We start from the raw sequence: 20,974 nt of genomic DNA on the forward strand, positions 1-20,974 counted from the left end.
CCGCTCACACCGGGCAGCGCGTGCCTTCTGCGGGCAGCTTCCCGGCGAGGAGGTAGGTGTCGACCGCCTGGTCCACACAGCCCTTCTCCGGCGCGCGCTGGGCAGGGGAGCGCAGGTAGTGCCCGTGGCCAGGCTCCGCGGTGACGAGCAGCTCTCCGCCGACGGCTTGCGCGAACGGCACAGCCCACGCGAGCGGCGTCGCGGGGTCTGTTTCGCCGCCGATCACGAGCGGCTTCGGGCCTGAGGCGAAGTTGATGGAGTCGGGCGCTATCGGGTGGGCGGGAGCCGGCCAGCCGGAGCAGCCCACCACGAGCCCGTTGCCGTAGCCCAGCTCCCACAGCCCGAAGGTCGGGTACTTCTGCGCCCAGTCCGCCGCGAGCCGTTGCACGGTCGCGTCGTCGGCGCGGCGGTCTTGCGGCGAGTCGTTGCACATCACCGCCCAGTTCGCCATCGAGAGGCCGGGGTCGGCCTTGCGCAGCGCGGCTCCGTCGCCCGTGCCCATCAGCGAGCGCAGCCCGTCGGCGAGCTCCGGCCACCTGGACGGCGAGTAGAGCAAGGAGCTGATCCCGGAGAGCAATTGTCCGGCTCCGGGGTCGAGGAAGGCTTGGAACAAGAAGCCTCTGCCGTTGCCGATATCGGCGTAGTTGGGCTGGGTCTTGGTCCAATCGAAGAAGGAGTCGAAAGCCGCTTCCCGCGCTTGGATGGTCTCCTCCTCGGTTTTCACCGGCTCCCGGCGCAGGTCCACCGGGGAGTCGAGGACGAGGGCGCGCAGCTGGCCCGGATGCAGGTGCGCGTAGGTGGCTCCGAGGAACGTGCCGTAGGAGTAGCCGAGATAGTCGATCTGGCCCACGTCGAGGGCGGCGCGGACTGAGTCGAGGTCCTGCGCGGTCTGATACGTGTTGAAATGCACGAGCCTCGGGCCGAGCTTCGCCTCGCAGTCCTGCGCGACGGCCGAGATCCTGGCTCTGAGTTTGGCGAGCTGCGCCGTGTCGCGCACGTCGAGGACGGGCTGCTGCGCCTCCTTCGCGGGGTCGGGGCCGCAGAGGATCGGGTCGGACTCGCCGACGCCGCGCGGGTCGAAGCCGATGACGTCGAACGCCGCGCCGATGTCTTCTTTCGCGCGCAGCGCGAGCGCGGGCGCTTGCCGGAGCCCCGGATCCCCCGGCCCGCCGAAGTTCACAAGGAGCGGGCGGCGGGCCGTCGGATTCGAGCCTTTGAGCCGAGTCCGGGAGAGGGCGACGCGGAGGGTCTGCTTGTCGTCGGGGTGGTCGTGGTCGAGGGGCACCGTCACGCTGGCGCAGCCGAGTTCGAAGCTTTGCTGGAACTGCTGGGCCCGTTCGGGCCCGAGCGCCCCCATGAACTCGGGCTCCCAGGCGCACGGGCCCCAGCCGAGAGAATGGCCCGCAGGGGCGCTCGGGACGGGTTTGCCGCTGGGTTTGGCCCCGTCCGGGTGCTCGCAGGCGGCGGCGAGGAGCACGGCGAGCAGAGACGTGAGGACGCGTCGCGTAGGCAGTCGCATACGCTTCATCGTATGGTGCCGGTCGCGAGGAGCTGCGCCCGTCCGGCGCGGCGAGCTGCCCATCGGTCTTGGTTTCGGGGCGGCGGGGGACTTTTTTGACGCCACGAGCGGGCCGCGCTAAACTTATCCGTCGTGCCTGACGCAGTCGGGCTCATTCGCGTGCCATAAGCCGAGGGTTCTGGCGTATCACATGAAGAGATACCGCTTAACAGACGCCGCGTGGTTGGCACACGGCCAAGACGTTATTGAGGAAGTAGAAGGTATGCCAACTATTCAACAGCTGGTGCGCAAGGGCCGGCAGCCCAAAGGCAACCGGGTGAAGACGGCTGCCCTGAAGGGCAGCCCGCAGCGTCGTGGCGTGTGCACCCGTGTGTACACCACAACCCCGAAGAAGCCGAACTCCGCGCTGCGGAAGGTCGCCCGTGTGAAGCTCACCAGCCAGGTTGAGGTGACCGCCTACATCCCCGGCGAGAAGCACAACCTCCAGGAGCACTCCATGGTCCTGGTGCGCGGCGGTCGTGTCCGCGACCTCCCCGGTGTCCGCTACAAGATCATCCGCGGCGCGCTTGACACCCAGGGCGTGAAGAACCGCAAGCAAGCTCGCAGCCGCTACGGCGCGAAGAGGGAGAAGAGCTAATGTCTCGCAAGGGTCCCGCCCCGCGTCGCGTCGTCGTGAACGACCCGGTGTACGGTTCGCCGGTCGTCACCCAGCTGGTGAACAAGATCCTGCTCGACGGCAAGAAGTCCGTCGCCGAGCGCATCGTCTACGGCGCCCTCGAGCGCGCCCGCGACAAGACCGGCACTGACCCGGTGCTCACCCTCAAGCGCGCGCTCGAGAACGTGAAGCCGACCATGGAGGTCCGCTCCCGCCGCGTCGGCGGAGCCACCTACCAGGTGCCCGGCCCGGTCGCCGCTGGGCGTTCGAACACCCTCGCGCTGCGTTGGCTGGTGAAGTTCTCCCGCGCCCGTCGCGAGAAGACGATGGAGGAGCGCCTCGCCAACGAGCTGCTCGACGCCTCCAACGGCTTGGGTGCTTCGGTGAAGCGTCGGGAAGACACCCACAAGATGGCAGAAGCCAACCGCGCCTTCGCGCATTACCGGTGGTGACCTGCGCCATGAGCAACGCGCAGCTTGGTTCCACCGTCGCTTGTTGACGTATTTGACATTCCAGGAGAGGAAGTAGAGACATGGCCGGGGCACAGAGCGTATTGACGGACCTGCACAAGGTCCGCAACTTCGGGATCATGGCGCATATCGACGCCGGGAAGACCACGACGACCGAGCGCATCCTCTACTACACCGGGGTCAACTACAAGATCGGCGAGGTCCACGAGGGCGCTGCCACGATGGACTGGATGGAGCAGGAGCAAGAGCGCGGCATCACCATCACGTCCGCCGCGACGACCGCGTACTGGAACGACCACCAGCTCAACCTGATCGACACCCCCGGCCACGTCGACTTCACCGTCGAGGTGGAGCGCAACCTGCGCGTCCTGGACGGAGCGGTCGCGGTGTTCGACGGGAAAGAGGGCGTGGAGCCGCAGACCGAGCAGGTCTGGCGCCAGGCCGACAAGTACGGCGTTCCCCGCATCTGCTTCGTCAACAAGATGGACAAGCTCGGCGCGGACTTCTTCTACACCATCAAGACCATGGTGGACCGCATCGGCGTGAAGCCGCTGCCGATCCAGCTGCCGATCGGCGCGGAGAGCGAATTCGAGGGCGTGATCGACCTCATCGGCAACCGCGCGCTGGTGTGGAGCGGCGAGACCAAGCTCGGCGAGAAGTACGACGTGGTCGAGATCCCCGCGCACCTGAAGGAGCAGGCCGAGGAGTACCGCCAGCAGCTGCTCGAAGCCGTCGCCGAGACCGACGAGGCGCTGCTTGAGAAGTTCTTCGGCGGCGAGGAGCTGACGGTCGAGGAGATCAAGGGCGGCCTGCGCAAGATCGTCCTCTCCAGCGAGCGCTTCCTGGTGCTCTGCGGCTCCGCGTTCAAGAACAAGGGCGTGCAGCCGCTGCTCGACGCGGTCATCGACTTCCTCCCCTCCCCGCTGGACATCCCGGCGACGCTGGGCCACCGCCCCGGCAAAGAGGACGAGGTCGTCGAGCGGCACCCGGACTCGAGCGAGCCGTTCGCCGCGCTGGCGTTCAAGATCGCCGCGCACCCCTTCTTCGGCAAACTCACCTACATCCGCGTGTACTCGGGCAAGATCGACGGCGGCTCCGCCGTGGTGAACTCCACCAAGGGCAAGAAGGAGCGCATCGGGAAGCTCTTCCAGATGCACGCCAACAAGGAGAACCCGGTCGAGAGCGCCCAGGCGGGCCACATCTACGCGGTCATGGGCCTGAAGGACACCACGACCGGGGACACCCTCTCCGATGTGAACGACCAGATCGTGCTGGAGTCCATGACCTTCCCGGACCCGGTCATCTCGGTCGCCATCGAGCCGAAGACCAAGTCGGACCAGGAGAAGATGGGCCTGGCCATCAACCGCCTCGCGGAAGAGGACCCGACCTTCAAGGTCAAGCTCGACCACGAGACCGGCCAGACCGTCATCTCCGGCATGGGCGAGCTGCACCTCGACATCCTGGTCGACCGCATGAAGCGCGAGTTCAAGGTCGAGGCGAACGTCGGCAAGCCCCAGGTCGCGTACCGTGAGACGATTCGCCGCACGGTGGACAAGCACGAATACACCCACAAGAAGCAGACCGGCGGCAAGGGCCAGTTCGCCCGCGTCATCATCAAGCTGGAGCCCTCGGTCGCCGAGGACGGCTCGGGTTACGAGTTCGTCAACGCGGTGACGGGCGGTCGCATCCCGACCAACTTCATCCCGTCGGTGGACGCCGGCGTCAAGGACGCGCTGCAGGGCGGCGTCCTGGCCGGCTACCCGCTCACCGACGTGAAGGTCACGCTGCTCGACGGCGCGTACCACGAAGTCGACTCCGACGAGCTTTCCTTCAAGACGGCAGGCAACCAGGCGCTTCGCGAGGCAGCTCGCAAAGCGGACCCGGTCATCCTCGAGCCGATCATGAAGGTGGAGGTCATCACCCCGGACGACTACGTGGGTGATGTCATCGGCGATCTGAACTCGCGTCGCGGGCAGATCCAAGAGATGAACCAACGCGGCACTTCGCGGGTCGTTTCCGCGCTCGTGCCGTTGTCGGAGATGTTCGGCTATGTCGGGGACCTGCGGTCCAAGACCCAGGGCCGGGCGAACTACAGCATGCTCTTCGACTCCTACGCGGAGGTTCCGGGGGGCGTCGCCAAGGAGATCATCGCTAAGGCGAACGGCGAATAATCTCGCCACACGTGTAACGGCGGCCCTGCCAAAAAGGGTTAGGAATCCGCCGCCAACAGTTACCTAGGAAAGAAAGAGGACACAACAGTGGCCAAGGCTAAGTTCGAGCGGACCAAGCCGCACGTCAACATCGGGACCATCGGTCACGTCGACCATGGCAAGACCACGTTGACCGCTGCGATCACCAAGGTGCTGCACGACAAGTACCCGGACCTGAACGAGGCGCGCGACTTCGCGCAGATCGACAACGCTCCTGAAGAGCGCGCTCGTGGTATCACCATCAACATCTCCCACGTGGAGTACCAGACCGAGAAGCGTCACTACGCGCACGTCGACGCCCCCGGTCACGCCGACTACATCAAGAACATGATCACCGGCGCCGCCCAGATGGACGGCGCGATCCTCGTGGTCGCCGCGACCGACGGCCCGATGCCGCAGACCCGCGAGCACGTGCTGCTCGCCCGCCAGGTCGGCGTGCCCTACATCCTCGTGGCCCTCAACAAGTCCGACATGGTGGACGACGAGGAGATCCTGGAGCTCGTCGAGCTCGAGGTCCGCGAGCTGCTCTCGTCGAACGAGTTCGACGGCGACAACGCTCCGGTGGTGCGCGTGTCCGGCCTCAAGGCGCTCGAGGGCGACCAGAAGTGGGTCGACTCGGTGCTCGAGCTCATGACCGCCGTGGACGAGAACGTCCCCGACCCGGTTCGTGAGACCGACAAGCCGTTCCTGATGGCCATCGAGGACGTCTTCACGATCACCGGTCGCGGCACCGTCGTCACCGGCCGTATCGAGCGCGGCGTGATCAACGTCAACGAAGAGGTCGAGATCATCGGCATCAAGCCGACCGCGACCAAGACCACCGTCACCGGTGTCGAGATGTTCCGCAAGCTGCTCGACCAGGGCCAGGCCGGCGACAACGTCGGCCTGCTCGTCCGAGGCATCAAGCGTGAGGACGTGGAGCGCGGCCAGGTCGTGATCAAGCCGGGCACCACCACCCCGCACACGGAGTTCGAGGGCACGGTCTACATCCTGAACAAGGAAGAGGGCGGCCGCCACACCCCGTTCTTCAACAACTACCGTCCGCAGTTCTACTTCCGCACGACCGACGTGACCGGCGAGGTCACCCTGCCCGAGGGCAAGGACATGGTTATGCCGGGCGACAACACCGACATCTCGGTGAAGCTGATCCAGCCGGTCGCCATGGAGGAAGGCCAGCGGTTCGCGATCCGCGAGGGCGGCCGCACCGTCGGCGCCGGTCGCGTCACGAAGATCAACAAGTAAGCTGGACCTGCTTTCAGCTGCATAAAAAGCTGGGCGGCATGATCGAAAAGATCATGCCGCCCAGCTTTTTTGTATTCAGGATTTTGCCAGTTTATTCGTCTACACTAAACTTGTTGAGAGACGCACAGCCCAGTGGATCGTATGCTGAATATTACGTGAGGAAATACATTTGTGACTAAGCTGAGACCTTTCTACGAAGACATCGAAGCGCATTACGATGTCGAGAACTCGAACGAGTTCTTTTCGCTCTGGCTTGACCCCACGATGATGTACACGTGCGCTTATTTTCCTCGCCCGAATATGACGCTGGAAGAGGCCCAGCTGGCCAAGATCGATTTGGCGCTGGACAAATTGAATCTTCAACCGGGAATGACGCTGCTCGATATCGGCTGCGGCTGGGGTTCGGTCCTCGTCCGCGCGTACGAGAAATACGATGTGAACGTGATCGGCCTGACCATCAGCCCGAGCCAGTACGAGTACACGAAGAACCGCCTCGCCAAGCTCCAGGGCGCGCGCAAGGCGGAAGTGCTGCTGCAGGGCTGGGAGGAGTTCGAGGGCCACGCCGACCGGGTGGTCGTGATCGGCGCGTTCGAGCATTTCCGCAAGGAGCGGCATGCCGCGTTCTTCGAGAAGATCAACCGCGTCCTCCCGGAGGACGGCTCCGCCCTGGTGCACACGATCGTCAGCTACAGCCGCCAGGCCCTCGTCGAGATGGGGCTTTGGAAGGTCGACCGCGATGTCATCTACTACACCCACCTCATCAGGAAGCACATCTTCCCCGGCGCGGAGCTTGTGGACCCGCAGAGCGTGGTCTCCGACGCGTTCAAGGAGGGTTTCCGCTGCGACCTCTTGCAGCCCTTGGGCCTGCACTACGCGAAGACGCTCGATATGTGGCTGACGGAGTTCGTCGCGCATAAAGACAAGATTATCGATTTGGCCTCAAAAGAAGTATATGAGCGGTATGTGCAGTACCTGGAGTGGTCTGGGCATTACTTCCGTCGGGGCAACATCAACGTTGTGCAATTCACCCTGACGAAACAGCCGCCTGCGTGGTTGCAGCTGCCCGAGCGGCAGAAGATTTCCTCCAACTGGGGGATTTGAGCCGCCAAGCAGGCTTGTCGGCGAGTCGCGGGGCAAGGTCGCGCGTTGCTTTCGCGCTGTAATATTTTTTGAATAAATTCGCCCAGAGATGGGCTAGATGGAGATCTTTCATCGCCGTCGTCCACCGTCGGAGTCTTGGCGGCAGGGCATGCCAACGACGAAGGTCTGCGGGATGAAGGTCCGTGAGATAGGGGCAGTTATGACGCAACTCAGGCCATTTTATGAAGACATCGAAGCGCATTACGATCTTTCGAACGAGTTCTTTGCGTTGTGGCTTGACCCGACGATGACCTACACCTGCGCGTATTGGCCGAGGCCGGACATGACGCTGGAGGAGGCGCAGCTCGCGAAATTGGACCTGACGTTGGGGAAGCTCAATCTCGAGCCGGGCATGACCCTCTTGGACATCGGTTGCGGCTGGGGATCCGCGCTGCTGCGGGCGTACGAGAAGTACGATGTGAACGTCATCGGCCTCACGATCAGCCAAAACCAATACGAGCTGTTGAACCAGAAATTCGCCGACATCAAGGGCGGTCGCAAGGCCGAGGTGCTCCTGCGGGGCTGGGAGGAGTTCGAGGGCCACGCCGACCGCATTATCACGATCGGCTCTTTCGAGCATTTCCGCTACGAGCGCCACGACGCGTACTGGGACAAGGTTGCGCGGATTCTGCCCGACGACGGGATGTACCTCCTGCATTCCATCGTCAGCTACGGTCGCGAGGATCTGCAGAAGCGAGGCACCCCGATCACTCCGAGCATGTTGCGCTTCTCCCATCTCATCGCGAAGTACATCTTCCCTGGGGCCCAGCTGCCCTCGCCCCAGATGGTGCTCAACGGTTCTGCGCGGGTGGGTCTGCGCTGCGACATGATCCAGGTGCTCGGCTGGCACTACGCCAAGACCCTCGACTGCTGGCGGGAGAATCTCGTCGCCAACAAGGAGCGGGCGATCGAGCTGACCTCCCCCTTGGTCTACGAGCAGTACGAGAAGTACCTGGAGAGCTGCGCCTATTATTTCCGGCTCGGGAATATCGACCTGATGCAGTTCACCCTGACCAAGCAGCAGCCTTCATGGCTCCAGCCCGCGCCGGGGCAGATGGAGAACTTCGTCGCCAGGTCTCGCTAGGAGAGCCCGGCGAGGCTAGCCCAGCTTGCGGATGTCGATCTGCAAGCCCGCCGCGCGAAGCCGGTCCGCGAGCGCGTCGCCCATCGCGGTGGCCGGCGTGAGCACGCCAGCGCGATGCGGCAGGCGGTCTCGGTCCAGGGCCAAGGTCAGCGCGCTCTCCCCGAGCATCACGGCGGTCGCGGCGTAGCCGGGATCGCCCTTCTGCGACCACGTCAACACATAGCGGGCTCCGTTGCTTGTGCGCGTGTAGGTGTCGATGGTGTAGAAGCCGCGTTTGCGAAGCCATTCGCCCGGCCCGGTGCCGGATTTGGGCGAAAGCCGCTCGATCAGCCAGCGCACCGGGGGAATGGACAGGCCGACGGCGGCGAGGACCGCTCCGAAGCCGAGGCCGCCCGCGATGGCGAGCGAAACGGGGATCGACAAGAGCGGGGGCCCCGCGTTCATCGTCTCGCGGTAGCGGAACCGCGAGCCGTAGGCCCAATCCAGGATGGCGTTGCTGCGCCGAACGATCCGAGAGTTGAACACGCCCATGAAGAACGGGGCTTTCCAGCCGCGCACCGAGGGGTCGATGTCCGCGCCCCGTGCGACGGCCAAGTCGGATTGCGACCCGAACTCTGGTTCTTTGGCCCGGTCGGGGGAGAGCGTGTACGGGTCGAGCGTCGCCCGTCTGGCCGCAGGGTCTTTCCGCGCCGCGTCGATGATCTCGAGGCCGGAGGCCGCCGTGCCGCCGCTGATCCCGCCGACCGCGGCCCGGACCACCAGCGTGGTGTCCTCCAGCTCGCCTGCTTCGTCTTGCTGCGCCCGTCGGTGCAAGAGGTACACGCTCAGGTCGGAGGGGACGGAGTCGAAGCCGCAGGCGTGCACGATCCGCGCGCCGCTGCCCACGGCTTGCTCGTGGTACTTGTTGATGCTGTCGAGAGCGAAGAGCACTTCGCCGGTGAGGTCGACATAGTCGGTGCCGACGTTCGCGCACGCGCCGACGAGGGGCAGGCCGTATTTCGTGTACGGGCCGACCGTCGTGATCACGACCTGGGTGCGCTGCGCCAGGGCGTCGAGCGTCGACGGGGCGTCCGCGTCGGCGATGATGATCGGCCATTCCGAGGCGGCGGAGCCGAGGTTGGCGCGGACCGACTCCAGCTTGGCGCGGTTGCGCCCGGCGAGGCCGATCCTGACTCCGGGCGGGGCGTTCTTGGCGAGATGCTCCGCCGTGAGCGCGCCCGCGAAACCGGTCGCCCCGTACAACACGATATCAAGGGATCGAGACGTGCTCTTAGCCATACTGGCACTATACGCGAGATATACGTCTCGGTCTAATTTCTTGTCGCCGGAGCTTCTTCGGGACTTTCGGCGAAGTCGACCCCGTCCGCTCGCGGGCCGAACCAGGCAAGGGCCGCGAGCGCGACGCATGCCGCGCCGACGATGATCCAGAACGAGGCCGGATAGCCCAAGGCGACTGCGATCATGGTCTGGAACGTCGCGTTGAACGAGGTGAAGAGGTTGCCGAGCTGGTAGGTCACCCCCGGATAGAAGCCTCGGACGGCGTTGGGGGAGAGCTCGGAGAGGTGCGCCGGCACGGCGGCCCAGGCTCCTTGGGTGGTCGCCTGGACGAGGAACATTCCGAGGCTGAGCAGCCACACCTCGCGCGGCAGGGTGAACAACGGCAAGAGCGGCAGGGTCAACAGCGCGCCGAGGACGATGACGCCCCTGCGGCCGATCCGGTCGGAGAGGGAGCCGAAGACAACTCCGCCGATGATCGCCCCGATGTTCCCGACGATCATGACCCAGTCCGAGGTCGCGGGGTCGAACCCGGGTCCGCCGTGCACGTGGTCTTTGAGGAACTTCGGATACAGATCCTGGGTGCCATGGCTGAGCGAGGTGAACGCGGTCATCAGCACGACGAGGAACAGGAAGCGTCTGAGCACGACGGGGTTGAAGAAGACGGACCGCACCGACGAGCCGTGCGCCTTCATCTTTTCCTGGGTGTTCACCCAGACTTCGGACTCTTTGACGAAGGAGCGCACGATGATCGAGATGAACGCGGGGAAGATGGACAGGGCGAACATCCAGCGCCAGGACAGGCCGAACACCGAGTGGACCACTAAATGCGCGACGGCGGCGAAGAGATAGCCGCTCGCGTACCCGGCCTGGAGGATGCCGGAGAAGAAGCCTCGCTTCTCGCGCGGCACTTTCTCCATCGTCAACGCCGCTCCCAGCCCCCATTCTCCGCCCATGCCGATGCCGTAGAGCAGGCGCAGAACGAGCAGCACCGTGAAGTTCGGGGCGAAGGCGCAGAGGAACCCGACGGCGGAGTAGAAGCAGACGTTCGCCATCAGCGGGACCCGCCGTCCGGCCTTGTCCGCCCAGATCCCGAACAGGTACGCCCCGACCGGGCGCATGACGAGGGTGACAGTGAGCAGATAAGTGATCTGGACCGGAGAGATATGGAACTCGGCCTCGATCTCGGTGAGGGTGAGCGCCAGGATGAAGAAGTCGAAGGAGTCCATCGCCCAGCCGAGCCAGGAGGCGAGGAAAGCGCTGCGCTGGTCGCGGTCCAGCATTCGCCACGGCGAAGGTGTGCTCATGCGGGGCAGACTACCTGTCGGGGGCCGCAACGCGCCCGGCGAGGAGGACAAGGCCGGTCCCCGGGTCGAAGATCTCGAAGCAGAACGGCCGGTCGGCGGCGAATGCGATCGCGGGCGGTCCGGCAGCGTCGGGAGCCGTCTGGGCTCCGGGAGTCGAGGCCGTCGGGAGCGCGGCGGCCATCGACACGCCTTGCTCGCCGAAAGCGGCGGCGGCGAGGCTCGCCCAGCCGCCCAAGCCCGCGCCGGGCGCGATCCTCGGCAGGCCGAGCGGAGCGGGCTGGGCGGCGGCTTCGGCGAGCTCGCTGTGCGCCGACCAGCGCGGCAGAGCGATCCCGAGCGGAGCGGGCTGGGCGGCGGCCAACGCGGCGCGCGCGGGCGGCATGAAGAAGTCCGGAAGGGGAGCGCGAGGGTCGGCGGGCACGATCACGCGCATCTCGACCCCGTCCGAGAGCGGGAGCTGCGCCGCCCGCCAGCTCGGCCCCGCCGCAGTCCGGGCGAGGACGGCCCCGCGCATCGTCGGAACGCTTTTCCGGCTGCCGTCCGCCGTTGTGAAGGGGGCTTCGACGGTGAGTTCGGGGCGGAAAGGGAACTGCCATCCGGCGAGCAGAGCGGTGACGTCGGCCGCGTACACCCCGCGCGTGGCTCCGAGCCCGTGCAGGGCGCGGTTGAAGCGCGTGCCGACGGTGCCCATGGCCCAGGCGCTCACCGCGTCGGGGAGCGCGGCGTCCCCCGGCCGGGCGAGGTAGATCCCCATGTCGTAATCCTTGGCGAGCAGATCGAGGAACTCGGCGGCCACGTCGAGGGATCGGTCGGCGATCAAGATGGTCTGGCTGCGCAGGATCGGCGGGCGGGCGACGCCGCCGTTCGGCACGCCGGTCGGATCGCCCTCCCATTTGCCGAGCTGGCCGATCATCGCGGCGACTGCCGGATCGTCCCCCGCGCCGTTCGCGTCGGCCACGATCCGCTCTCTGCGGGCCATCGCCCACGGGCTGAAGACTATGCTCTGGTCCGCCGCGAGCGCGCCGAGCTCGCGCAACGCCAGCTGGCGGCTCTGCTCGGCGATCTCGCCGACCCCGTCGCGCTGCTCGTCCACCCCGATTTCGGCGAACTTCAGTTTTGAGTACAGGGGCGCGAGATGCGGCTCCTCGCGCCCGGCCTGGCTCGAGCACCCGGCCAGCAGGGCGAGCGCCGCGAGCGCCGCAACTCTCCGCATGCCGGGCCTCACCTCGGAGGCTGCTGCGCCTCGAACCGCTCCTCGTCGAATTCGTCGCGGTTCTTCGGATGGATCGGGTCGCTCTTGCGGAACAACAGGAAGAAGATCACCCAGCCGATCGCGGTGACCAGGAGGAAGCTCACCAAGCGGTAGATCACCACCGCCGAGAACGCGGCCCCGGACGGGACTCCGCTCCCGGTCAGCGCGGGGACCAGCACGACCTCCACCACGCCGAGCCCGCCGGGGAGCAGCGGCACGGCGACGGCGGCGGTTTTGCCCAGCCAATACGCGGTGAGCAGGCCGGGCAGGCTGGGATGCGCGTCGGTGGCGTAGCAGGCGAACGCGAGGCAGGCGATATCGCTCGTCCAGTTCGTCATGCTCCAGGCGAACGCTTTGAGCCCGTCCATCCGGCTGAGCCTCACCGCTTGGGTTTGTCCGAGCAGCTGCTGCCAGCGGGCCAGCCCCTCTTCCGGCGGACGTTTGCGCAGCCGGTTCACCAAGGCGACGGCTTTGGAGCTCAGCGCGTTGATATCGTCGGGCCGGGAGGCGATGAACTGGGCGAGGACGAGGAAGGCGAGGAAGCCGCCGACCATGAAGATAAGGGAGAACGGGGTGGTCTTCACCCCGGCGAGGAACGCGCCGACGAAACCGATCAGCGCGAGGCCCGCGCCTTTGATCAGGCCGGACATGACGATCTGCCACGAGGCGATGATCGGAGTCGCCCCCCACCGCCTGGTCTGCCGGTAGGCGAACGTGGTCGCGAGGACCTGCCCCGCGGGGAGGCTGCAGCTGATCGAGTTCGCCGCGTAGATCTCCGCTGCCGAGCGCCAGCTGGCCACCCGGACTCCGGCGGACGCGAAGAGGGTGCGCTGGACCTGGCTGAAGCTCTCCATGGACACCGCCGCGGCGAGGACGCAGGCTCCGACCCAGAGCCAGCGCACGTTCTTGGTCGCCTGCCAGTAGTGCCGGACTTCTGGGGCGACGTACCATGCCTCGACGGCCAAGATGGCCACGACCACGACCAACGCCGCGCGGCGCAGCAGCTGCACCGGGGTCCGCCCGTGCGCGGGTGTGCGCTCCGACGATTGGGTCGCCATTCGAGCCACGGTACTGTGACTGACGTAGGAAAGTCCAATGAGGAGCGCGAGAATATGACAGCTGCGACGAACGAGCCCGAGCAACACGTCGAGGTGACGCTCCGTCCGGACGGCCACGTCCATTTGACGCTGCGCAAGCTCTCGGACTGGACGTGGCGATTGCTCGTGCTGCTCTTGGGCCTTGTGGTCCTCGGCAAGCTCTTCATCCTCCTCGAGGTGGTCGTCGTCCCGATCGCCCTCGCGCTCCTGCTCGCCGCGCTCATGTCCCCGCTGGTGGGTTGGCTCGCCGCGCGTCGAGTGCCGAGATCCCTCGCGGTCGGCTTGGTGCTGATTTTGGGGCTCGGCCTGCTCGTCGGCCTCTTCACCTTCATCGTCCAGCAGGCGATCAACGGCTGGCCGACATTGCAGGGCCAGGTCTTCCAAAGCTTCGAGCAGTTGCGCATTTGGGCGGAACGCGCCGGACTGCACTTCTCCGCCGAGAAGTTGGAGTCGCTGCGCAACACGACGGTCAATTTCGCGGAGCAGCACCGCGCCGACATCGCCGGCGGCGTGTTCTCCACAGCCTCGGCGCTGGTCGAAGGCGTGACAGGATTCTTCCTGACCCTGTTCACGTTGATTTTCTTCCTCAGCGACGGCCAGGAGATTTGGTATTACCTCACCAAATTGGTGCCTGAGCCCGCGCGGGATCGGGTCCGTGCCGCTGGCGGCGCGGGGTACCGGACGCTGACCGGCTATGTCAAAGGGACGGCGCTGGTGGCGGCGGCCGACGCCATCGGCATCGGCATCGGGCTCGCCGCGCTGCGGGTGCCGCTGGCGCTGCCGCTCGCCTCGCTGGTCTTCCTCGGGGCGTTCATCCCCGTGGTCGGCTCGCTCGTCGCGGGCCTGGTGGCGGTGCTGGTCGCATTGGTGACCCAGGGGCCGGTCGTCGCGCTGCTCACCATCGCGCTGCTCGTTGGCGTCATGCAGCTCGAAAGCCATGTGCTGCAGCCGCTGGTCCTGGGCCGGGCGGTGAAAGTGCACCCGCTGGCAGTGATCCTCGCCATTGCGACGGGCGTGGTGCTCGCGGGCATCGTCGGGGCCCTGTTGGCTGTGCCGCTGGTCGCGGTGCTCAACACTTTCATCGGGCGGTTGGTCCGTGGCGAGGACCCGTTCCCCGAGGAGGAGCCGGAAGCCGAGGAGGAGCCGGTCAACACGGCTGGGTAGCTAGACTGAGGCCATGGACACCATCAGCCCGGAGTCCGATCGCGCCGCGACGGGTCTCAGCCTGTCAGGCTATACGGTCGGGGTGACGGCTGCGCGTCGGGCGGATGAGCTCACTGCGCTTTTAACCCGGCGCGGCGGCGCTGTTCTGCACGCTCCGGCGATTGTGATCATTCCATTGGCCGACGACGCCGAGCTGGAACGGATGAGCAGGGAAATCATCGCCGATCCGCCCGACGTGGTCGTGGCGACGACCGGCATCGGTTTCCGGGGATGGCTGGAAGCCGCCGAGGGCTGGGGGGTCGCCGAGGAGTTGCGCACCGCGTTGCAGAACTCCCGGCTGGTGGCGCGGGGTCCGAAGGCCACGGGCGCGATCCGCGCGGCAGGGCTGCGCGAAGTCTGGTCGCCGTGCTCGGAGTCGTCGAGCGAAGTGCTCGAACGGCTGCTCGCGGAAGGCGTCGAAGGGCTCAGGGTCGCCGTGCAGCTGCACGGGGCGACGACCGAGTTCGAACCGTTGCCCGATTTCAGCGAGGCGTTGCGGCACGCGGGCGCGCAGGTGCTTCCGGTTCCGGTCTACCGTTGGGAGCCGCCGAGCGACCAGTCGGCGATGGACACGCTCATCGCCGCCGTCGCGAACGGCACGGTCGACGGGGTGAGCTTCACGAGCGCTCCCGCCGTGGCTTCGATGTTGGGCAGGGCGAAAGAGACGAATATGCTCGACCAGCTGCTCAGCGGTTTCCGCTCGCATGTGGCCGCGCTGTGCGTCGGCCCGGTGACAGCGGCCCCGTTGGAGGCGCTCGGCGTGCCGACCACGGCCCCGTCCCGGTCCCGGCTGGGGGCGTTGGCGCGCCACATCGAAGAGGAGCTGCCGAGACGGGCGAAGGTTTTCCCCGCGCACGGCCACAAGATCGCGGTGCTCGCCCGATCTGTGGTGGTGGACGGCGAGGTGCGCCATCTCGCCCCGTCGATGTTGACGTTGATGCGGGAGCTGGCCCGTCAGCCGGGCCGTGTGGTCACTCGCGAGACGCTGCTCGCGAGCCTGCCGGGGCATAGCGCGGACGCGCACGCGGTGGAGGCCGCGATCGGCAGGCTGCGGACCGGCCTGGGGGACCCGAAGATCGTGCAGACCGTGGTGAAGCGCGGGTATCGCCTGGCGGTGGACTTGGGCGTCGACGACGAGGAAGACGGCGGCGACAAGTACTAGGTCGCGTTTGCCGCGCTCTGGTTGCCGCGATGGCCTCGCCGGGGCGTTTTGAATTTTTTCGATCAAAGTCTGGACAGAGCCGCCCAGCGGTGTATGTGTATTTCTATACATATGATACTTCTGGTTACAGATACTTAAAATTACGAGGTGGCTCTTCTGCCGCTTCTTCGGCGCAAGCCTGGGAAACGGGGTGGAGCCGGTCGGTGCGCCCGTCTGACGGCGCGGCAGCCGACGCGAAGGAGGAAAGAATGTCCGAGGCGGTTTTTCCCGAGGCCATCTGGGGTGAAGGCAGAGTCAAGACCCGCGCGTGGGTGATGCGGCTCGCGTCCTCGCCCCTCGCCTCGGCCTTGGCGCGATTGTCAGTGCCGGTGGACCGTTTCGTGCTGGCCCGCACGAAAGGCCGATACACCGTGCTGGGCCCGATCGGCATGCCCCTGCTGGTGCTGACCACAACCGGGCGAAAGACGGGGCAGCCTCGCCAGCAGCCGCTCACGTATGTCCGGGACGGCGGCCGCCTCGTGGTGGTCGGCACCAACTTCGGCCAGGGCCATCACCCGGCCTGGACGTCGAACTTGCTGGCTGATCCCCGCGCCGAAGTCACGGTCGGCGGCGCGACAGTGCCTGCGGTCGCCACGCTGTTGCGCGGGGAGGAGCAACAGCGGTTCCTCCGCGAATTCGCGGAGATCGGCCAGAACTACGCCGCGTACGCCGAACGCGCCGGAAGGGATATCCGGGTGTTCGCGCTGGAGCCAGAGACGAGAACCCAGAAGTCAACAAGCTGATGAGAGAGGAACAGCGACAATGAGCAACACGCAAAACGTCCCCAACGAGATCGGGCGGGTCGCAGTGCATTCGCGCGATGTGCGTTTCGACTGTCGGGAGACGCCGGTGCATTGGCTGGCCAAGGAGCCCTACGCGTCGCATTGGGCTTCCTCGGTGCATTTCATTTTCCCCATGGGCGAGTCGCTGATGGCCGAAACGGTCCGACGGGCCGCCGAGCACATCACAGATCCCGAGCTGTACGAGACCGCGCTCGGCTTCGCCGCGCAGGAGTCGGCGCACGCGAAGGCGCACGACTCGGCGTTGCGGCAGTTCTTCATCCGAGGCGGCATCGACCCGGAGCCGCTCGTCAAGCAGGCGGCCTTCGCGGCCGCCACCGGGATGAAAATCCTCAATTCGGTCAAGGGCGCGGCCAGCCACCGCCTCTTGGTCCTGAACCTGGCGGTGTTCAGCGGCGTCGAGATGATCGCGACGTCGATGGGGGCGTGGATATTGAGCGCCGACTTGGAGAAGTTCGGGGCCGATCCGGTCATGGCGGATCTCTTCCGGTGGCATTCGGCGGAAGAGGTGGAGCACCGGAGCGCGGTCTTCGACGTCGCCCGCTATTTCGGGCTCGGCTACATCCCGCGCGTGCTGCTCGGGGTGGGGACCGCTTTGGGCATCTACTTTCTGATGGCCAGAGGGACGAAGTTTCTGGTCCACGCGGATCCCTCGCTGCCCAATCTCGGGTACTTCGGCCTGATCCGCGAGTGGGTCCGAGCGTCCAAGCGCGGCGCGCTCCCGCCGCTGCGGATCCTGTTCACGCAGCTGAAGGACTACTGCAAGCCGTCGTACTCCCCGGAGGACGTGGGGGACATGGCGCAGGCTGTGGCCTACTTGGCGAAGTCGCCGGCAGTTCGGAGCGCGACGCTATGAGCTTAGGCTTCGATCTCAAGGAGGTCCCCGGGGATCTCTACGGCAAACGCCGCCAAGAGCCGGCGCTGTGCCTCATGGCTTTGGCGGCTCCCTATCTCCCTCGGTTGGCGAAGCTGACGGGCTTGCTCGTGCGCGCCACCGAACTCGAGCCGCGTCCTGTGCTCGAGCAGCGGCTGGTCGTGCGGGAGCGGGAGCTCATCGCCGTCAACGACGATGTGGTCAGCCTCCTCCTGGAAGCGCCAGACCGCGCCGCGCTTCCCCGGTGGTGGCCAGGCGCGCACATCGCGGTGCGGCTGCCGTCGGGGCTCGTGCGCCACTACTCCCTGTGCGGCGACCCCGCCGACACGCGCAGCTACCGGATCGCCGTCCGACGAGTTCCTGACGGAGCCGGGTCCGCCGAAATCCACGAGACGCTCCTTCCAGGAGCCGTGCTCACCGTCCAAGGGCCCCGCAACGCCTTCCCGCTCCTGCCCGCCGCGATGCCGACGGGCCCGGACGCGCCGATATCGTGGGGGCCAAGGCGGATCCGCTTCGTCGCAGGAGGCATCGGCATCACGCCGATCCTGCCGATGCTCGATTACGCCGAGCGGAAGGGGATGGACTGGTCGCTGTTCTACAGCGGCCGCAGCCGCGAGTCAATGCCCTTCCTGGGCGAGCTGGAACGTTACGACGGCAGGGTGGTCGTCCGCTCGGACGACGTGGACGGTGTGCCGGCTCCGTCCGAGATCGTGGGAGACGTCGACGAACGAGACGCCATCTACTGTTGCGGCCCGCCAGCCATGGTGACCGCGGCGGCGAGCGCCTTGGCCGACCGCCCTGCGGTCGGGTTCCATGTCGAACGCTTCGTCTCGGCCCCGATCGTCGACGGCAAGGCGTTCGAGGTGGAATTGGCCAGCAGCGGCGAAGTGCTCCACGTCTCCGGCCAGCGCAGCATCCTCGATGTCGTCCGAGAGGCGCGGCCGGACGTCTCCTACGCCTGTCGGCAGGGCTTCTGCGGAACATGTCGTGTGAAGCTCCTCTCCGGCGACCCCGAGCACCTCGACAACCGGCTGACGTCCGCGCAACGCCAGAACGGGGACATGCTGATTTGCGTCTCCAGAGCGGCTGGGGAAGGGGACCGGCTCGTGCTCGACCTCTGAACCGCGCCGGGTCGGCCCCGGTACCGGGGCCGACCCGCTATGCGGGGCCGACTCGCTCCAGGATCAACCTTGTCAGCGGAGCCAGCGCGGGAGCGTCGGCTCCGTTCGACGCGATCCAGGCGATTTCCTCGATCTCCGCTTGCGCGCGGGGCTCGTCGGAGCAGGGAGCCCGGTAGACCTCGGCGACCACGGTGGCTCCGGGCTCGTGCGCCGCGGGAGCTTCGAAACGGCCGAGCCATTGCGCGCGGGAGGGCTCGATCTGCACGCCCAATTCCTCGCGCAGTTCTCGCACGAGGGCGGCGAGCGGCTCTTCGCCTGGCTCGATCTTGCCACCTGCCTGCATGAACATCGCGGTGCCGCGTTTGCGCGCGACGAGGAAGCGTCCGTGCGCGTCGGTGATCACGGCGGCGACCACGTGGACTTCGATACGGGCTGACTCCATTCTGTAACCTTAGCTGCTTACTGTCCCCACGTGACTTCTCTGCATCTGTCCCGGCGCGACTTCGCCGTCTTGCTCGGCGCTGGGGGCGCCGGGCTCGCTCTGGGCGGCCTTGAGCCGCCTGAAGCTGAAGCCTCGACTCCGGTCGAGGGCAGCATCTGCATGATCATCCGGCACGGCGAGAAGCCGGACAGCTCGGGGAACCCTCCTGGGATCGACGAGAAGGGCCAGCAGGACCCGCATTCCCTCACGGAGCGTGGCTGGGCCAGGGCGCGGGCCTTGGGGAAATTTTTCGCCGCGCCGAAGGCTGGGATCGTGCGACCGGCCCGGGTCTACGCGCCAGGGCAAATTCCCGGGCACGCGGCAGGCCGTCGTCCTCGGCAGACGGCGGTGCAGATCGCGGCGGCGCTCGGCCTCGGGGTGGATTTGGTCTACAAAGAGGGGGAGGAGAAGAAGCTGGCGAACCAGCTCTCGATCCTCGGGCCGAACCTTCCCTCGCTGGTGGTGTGGGAGCACAGCGCGATAGCGGAGATCGTCGACCGCCTCGACGGCCCGGTGGCTCCGAAGGCGAAGAGCTGGCCCGACAGCCGCTACGACGTCGTGTTGGTCTGCCGGGCGAACAAAAGCGGGTGGAAGCTCGCGCAGGTTCCCGAGATGGTGCTGCCTGGGGATCGCTCCTCCGGGCTGTAGCCCTGCCGCGCGGCAGGTAGTTTGATGGCATGCCGCCCGCCCTGCTGATCGTCGCGCACGGCACGCGCCGCGCGGAGGGGGTGGCGATGCTCCAGGCGTTGCGGGCCGAGGCGGCGCGGCGGTTGCCGGGGACGGAAGTCCGGCTCGCTTTCGTGGACGTGCTCGGCCCCACGCCGGAGGAGGCGCTGCGCGAGCTGCCCGGCCGGGTGGTCATCGTCCCCGCGTTCCTGGCGAGCGGCTACCACGTCCGGACCGATCTGCCCAGACAAGTGCGGCGCAGCGGCCGCGAGGGCGTGGTGATCGCTCCGGCGCTCGGTCCGGACCCTGCGCTCGCGGCGGTGCTGGCCGAGCGGTTGCGGGAACTCGGCTGGGACGGTTCTGGGCAGGCCGTGCTGGCTGTGGTCGGCACGAACGACCCAGCCGCGCAGGCCGAGAACCGGACGACGCTGCGCCAGCTCGAAGCCGCGCTCGGGACGGAGGCGAGGCTCGGGACCATCGCCCAGGGCGACCCTCGGATCGACACGGTGGTCCGGGATCTTCAGGGGCCGGTGTTCATCGCGCAGTATCTGCTGGCGGACGGGCTCTTCTCCCGCAAGCTCGCCGAACTCGCCGAAGGGGCGCGGGGGATCACGGCCCCCTTTGGAACGCATCCGCAGGTCGCGGAGCTGATCGCGGATAGGTACTTGAGGGTTGCCGATACGGTAGAGTGATGAAATCTGCGAAAGGGGAATCCATGATCGGAACACCACGGCGGGCCTCGGGCCTGTTGGCGGCGACGTTGCTGGCCGTCGGCCTGGCGAGCCCCGCCTCGGCGGACGACAGCCTCGCGGGCAAGTCCAGCGCCGAGCTGGTCGCGTTGCTGCCGGACGACGCGGCTCCCGCCGAGTGGCACGCCGAGAAAGTGGATTTGGGCGGGAAAGCGGCAAGCGCCAAGGGCGAGTCCTGCGACGACGTCCTCGGGGACGCGGGGGACCGGCTGCGGGGCATGGCCTCGCTCCTCGCGAAGCCGACCAACGACAGCTTTGATTTCGGGTTCATCGTGGCGTACGCGAAAGAATCGGGCGGCTACGACGCGGTGCGGGAGTTCCGTTCTTGGGCTTCGCGCTGCCAGGACGAGAAGACCAGATTCTCCTCGGGGTTCGAGTCGCTTTCGTTGACCGATGGCCCGGACACCGCCGAGAACCCGTCCGCGACGGCGGCGTTCGTTGCCGACGACCTCGACGGCCAGCGCGCTTTCGGCTTCGTGACCTTCGCCCGTGTCCGGGGCCTCGCTGTGATGGTGGTTTCGACCGACGAGGACCGCGAGACGGCCCGGAACGTGCTCGACCACGCCGTCGAAGCCGTGCTCGCGAGGCTCCGCGCCGCCTGAGCGGGGGAGCCCCGCGAGGAGGCCGG

The 20,974-nt window shown here is 66.8% G+C and carries 20 protein-coding genes; 14 read left to right on the forward strand and 6 right to left on the reverse strand.

Annotated features, from left to right (window positions below; genetic code table 11):
* Positions 1–4 precede the first annotated feature (4 nt).
* Entirely contained in the window at positions 5–1,519 is a 1,515-nt protein-coding gene (locus tag HMPREF9336_RS05890; RefSeq protein WP_021030184.1) for an alpha/beta hydrolase, read from the reverse strand.
* Between the two features lie 262 nt (positions 1,520–1,781).
* On the opposite strand from HMPREF9336_RS05890, the gene rpsL reads away from it, so the two are divergent.
* From rpsL to HMPREF9336_RS05920, 6 genes are all read left to right on the forward strand, one after another.
* Entirely contained in the window at positions 1,782–2,156 is a 375-nt protein-coding gene (gene rpsL, locus HMPREF9336_RS05895) for a 30S ribosomal protein S12 (protein WP_007469952.1), read from the forward strand.
* The gene (rpsG, locus tag HMPREF9336_RS05900; protein WP_007469954.1) at positions 2,156–2,626 is read left to right on the forward strand and encodes a 30S ribosomal protein S7; all 471 of its coding nucleotides are present in this window, start codon (positions 2,156–2,158) and stop codon (positions 2,624–2,626) included. The genes rpsL and rpsG overlap by 1 nt, the downstream gene beginning before the upstream one ends.
* 80 nt (positions 2,627–2,706) lie before the next feature.
* Positions 2,707–4,815: an elongation factor G gene (gene fusA / locus HMPREF9336_RS05905; RefSeq protein WP_007469956.1), complete on the forward strand. Its 2,109-nt coding sequence runs from the start codon at positions 2,707–2,709 to the stop codon at positions 4,813–4,815.
* Positions 4,816–4,902: 87 nt separating this feature from the next.
* Positions 4,903–6,096, forward strand: coding sequence for an elongation factor Tu (tuf, locus tag HMPREF9336_RS05910; protein ID WP_007469958.1), 1,194 nt, complete (start codon positions 4,903–4,905; stop codon positions 6,094–6,096).
* Positions 6,097–6,267: 171 nt separating this feature from the next.
* Positions 6,268–7,197 carry a class I SAM-dependent methyltransferase gene (locus HMPREF9336_RS05915; protein WP_007469960.1) on the forward strand — a complete coding sequence of 310 codons (930 nt, stop codon included), beginning with the start codon at positions 6,268–6,270 and terminating at the stop codon, positions 7,195–7,197.
* A gap of 199 nt (positions 7,198–7,396) precedes the next feature.
* Positions 7,397–8,320 carry a cyclopropane mycolic acid synthase family methyltransferase gene (locus tag HMPREF9336_RS05920; protein WP_007469962.1) on the forward strand — a complete coding sequence of 308 codons (924 nt, stop codon included), beginning with the start codon at positions 7,397–7,399 and terminating at the stop codon, positions 8,318–8,320.
* A gap of 15 nt (positions 8,321–8,335) precedes the next feature.
* On the opposite strand, the gene HMPREF9336_RS05925 is transcribed toward HMPREF9336_RS05920, so the two are convergent.
* Genes HMPREF9336_RS05925 through HMPREF9336_RS05940 form a run of 4 tightly spaced genes read right to left on the reverse strand, consistent with a single transcriptional unit; the run spans position 8,336 to position 13,212 of the window.
* Complete coding sequence (locus HMPREF9336_RS05925; protein WP_021030186.1) at positions 8,336–9,598, reverse strand: saccharopine dehydrogenase family protein; 1,263 nt, start codon at positions 9,596–9,598, stop codon at positions 8,336–8,338.
* A 32-nt stretch (positions 9,599–9,630) separates the two neighbouring features.
* Positions 9,631–10,902: an MFS transporter gene (locus HMPREF9336_RS05930; protein WP_051357160.1), complete on the reverse strand. Its 1,272-nt coding sequence runs from the start codon at positions 10,900–10,902 to the stop codon at positions 9,631–9,633.
* A 10-nt stretch (positions 10,903–10,912) separates the two neighbouring features.
* Positions 10,913–12,115 carry a serpin family protein gene (locus HMPREF9336_RS05935; protein ID WP_021030187.1) on the reverse strand — a complete coding sequence of 401 codons (1,203 nt, stop codon included), beginning with the start codon at positions 12,113–12,115 and terminating at the stop codon, positions 10,913–10,915.
* Positions 12,116–12,123: 8 nt separating this feature from the next.
* Positions 12,124–13,212, reverse strand: coding sequence for a lysylphosphatidylglycerol synthase transmembrane domain-containing protein (locus HMPREF9336_RS05940; protein ID WP_021030188.1), 1,089 nt, complete (start codon positions 13,210–13,212; stop codon positions 12,124–12,126).
* Between the two features lie 54 nt (positions 13,213–13,266).
* On the opposite strand from HMPREF9336_RS05940, the gene HMPREF9336_RS05945 reads away from it, so the two are divergent.
* The 5 genes from HMPREF9336_RS05945 (at position 13,267) to HMPREF9336_RS05965 (ending at position 18,450) form a co-directional block, all read left to right on the forward strand.
* Positions 13,267–14,415: an AI-2E family transporter gene (locus HMPREF9336_RS05945; protein WP_007469974.1), complete on the forward strand. Its 1,149-nt coding sequence runs from the start codon at positions 13,267–13,269 to the stop codon at positions 14,413–14,415.
* Between the two features lie 13 nt (positions 14,416–14,428).
* Positions 14,429–15,616 (forward strand): uroporphyrinogen-III synthase, encoded by a 1,188-nt coding sequence (locus HMPREF9336_RS05950; RefSeq protein WP_007469976.1) that lies wholly within the window; start codon positions 14,429–14,431, stop codon positions 15,614–15,616.
* 248 nt (positions 15,617–15,864) lie between these two features.
* Positions 15,865–16,398, forward strand: coding sequence for a nitroreductase/quinone reductase family protein (locus tag HMPREF9336_RS05955; protein ID WP_007469978.1), 534 nt, complete (start codon positions 15,865–15,867; stop codon positions 16,396–16,398).
* A 19-nt stretch (positions 16,399–16,417) separates the two neighbouring features.
* A complete protein-coding gene (locus HMPREF9336_RS05960) occupies positions 16,418–17,311 on the forward strand; it encodes a metal-dependent hydrolase (RefSeq protein ID WP_007469980.1) in 894 nt (297 codons plus the stop codon).
* Positions 17,308–18,450 carry a PDR/VanB family oxidoreductase gene (locus HMPREF9336_RS05965; RefSeq protein WP_007469982.1) on the forward strand — a complete coding sequence of 381 codons (1,143 nt, stop codon included), beginning with the start codon at positions 17,308–17,310 and terminating at the stop codon, positions 18,448–18,450. The genes HMPREF9336_RS05960 and HMPREF9336_RS05965 overlap by 4 nt, the downstream gene beginning before the upstream one ends.
* Positions 18,451–18,487: 37 nt before the next feature.
* On the opposite strand, the gene HMPREF9336_RS05970 is transcribed toward HMPREF9336_RS05965, so the two are convergent.
* Positions 18,488–18,892, reverse strand: coding sequence for an NUDIX hydrolase (locus tag HMPREF9336_RS05970; protein ID WP_007469985.1), 405 nt, complete (start codon positions 18,890–18,892; stop codon positions 18,488–18,490).
* Positions 18,893–18,922: 30 nt separating this feature from the next.
* Here HMPREF9336_RS05970 and HMPREF9336_RS05975 point away from each other — a divergent pair, with 30 nt between their 5' ends.
* From HMPREF9336_RS05975 to HMPREF9336_RS05985, 3 genes are read left to right on the forward strand one after another with little or no spacing between them, the layout of a single operon-like run.
* Positions 18,923–19,579, forward strand: a complete 657-nt coding sequence (locus HMPREF9336_RS05975; protein ID WP_021030189.1) for a histidine phosphatase family protein — start codon at positions 18,923–18,925, stop codon at positions 19,577–19,579.
* A 29-nt stretch (positions 19,580–19,608) separates the two neighbouring features.
* Complete coding sequence (locus HMPREF9336_RS05980) at positions 19,609–20,289, forward strand: sirohydrochlorin chelatase (protein WP_007469990.1); 681 nt, start codon at positions 19,609–19,611, stop codon at positions 20,287–20,289.
* 23 nt (positions 20,290–20,312) lie between these two features.
* Complete coding sequence (locus HMPREF9336_RS05985; RefSeq protein WP_156920301.1) at positions 20,313–20,948, forward strand: hypothetical protein; 636 nt, start codon at positions 20,313–20,315, stop codon at positions 20,946–20,948.
* Positions 20,949–20,974 lie beyond the last annotated feature (26 nt).

This window comes from Segniliparus rugosus ATCC BAA-974, from assembly GCF_000185725.2.
GTDB classification, from domain to species: Bacteria; Actinomycetota; Actinomycetes; order Mycobacteriales; family Mycobacteriaceae; genus Segniliparus; species Segniliparus rugosus.